A 1,091-nucleotide genomic window follows, 5' to 3' on the forward strand; every position below is an offset into this window, starting at 1 on the left:
GCGCTCCGTGCGCGAACTGTTCACGAGATCGCTAATTCTCCCGGTCAGTTGCCGGCCATCGCTCGGTCGCCCTGGGTCTGTCGGAGCCACCGCTTGAAGAGATCGTGGATCGAGCGCGCCCCGACGAGTGAGTCGTCGTCGGGTTGCTCGAGTCCGGCGGGCGCCAGCACGAACGGGTGACTCTGCCGGCCGCCGAGCCCACCGTGGAACCCGATCAACGGTTCGAACGCGGCACCCTCGTCCGTGTCGGGGTCGTAGAAACTGTTGACCAACAGGTCGGGGCAGTTGTCGAAGCTGCTCGTGCGCCGGAGGTGATCGGCACAGTGCGGGCCGAACACGGCCAACGGATCGTCGCCGTCCACACGGCCGGTGTCGAGATGATGGGCTCCCGACGGACCGAGCACCACGTCACCGTCGATCTCGTCGCGGACGAGCACGAGACCGACCCCCGGGTGTCCGCGCACGCCGTCGATGAGACCTGGATGGTCGGCCTCGATCTGCTGGCGGGTCGCGCGCCCCTCGATGTCGGTGAACGACACCAATCCGAGGTTGCCCGACGCGAGCACGATCACCCTCTCGTCATCGACCTCGACGTTGTGCTCCGTCGCGGGACCGATCGCGACCTCCCCGTGGGCCGTCTTCTTGCGCGTCGCGGCCTTCACCGCGGTACCCAGGGGCGACGGATCGGCAGCGGCGTCGGTGAGCAGGCCGTTGACGTTGTTCCACCCCTCTTCCGCGAGGACCGGTGCGCTCACCCCGCCGCTGGCCAATCGCTCGACCACCGAGTCGAGCGTCTCGCCGTAGCGATCCTCGAAGGTCGCACCCTGCGTCTGACCGTGATCGGCGAGCACGACGACGTAGTAGGGCCGAGGGGCATCGTCGAGCGTCGTCAGCAGCCGCTCCAACTGGTCGTCCGTGCGCCGCAGCGTGTCGAGCGCGTCGGGGGCCAGGATCCCGGAGTGGTGCGCGACCTCGTCATAGCCGACGAGGTCGACGTACGCCGAGGGAACCCCGCGTGCGATGTCGGCGACGAGCACCGCCCAGGTGATCTCGGCGAGCCCGACCGTGGTCGCCGCGCGGAGCAACGGATA

1 protein-coding gene is annotated in these 1,091 nt (G+C 68.7%); it reads right to left on the reverse strand.

Translation table 11 applies throughout. The annotated features are described in order from the left end of the window. Positions 1-44: 44 nt before the first annotated feature. The coding region (locus tag ON45_RS20595) for an alkaline phosphatase family protein (RefSeq protein WP_040496682.1) at positions 45-1,091 on the reverse strand (1,047 nt) is incomplete at its 5' end.

It is taken from the genome of Ilumatobacter nonamiensis YM16-303 (assembly GCF_000350145.1).
Taxonomy (GTDB): Bacteria; Actinomycetota; Acidimicrobiia; order Acidimicrobiales; family Ilumatobacteraceae; genus Ilumatobacter_A; species Ilumatobacter_A nonamiensis.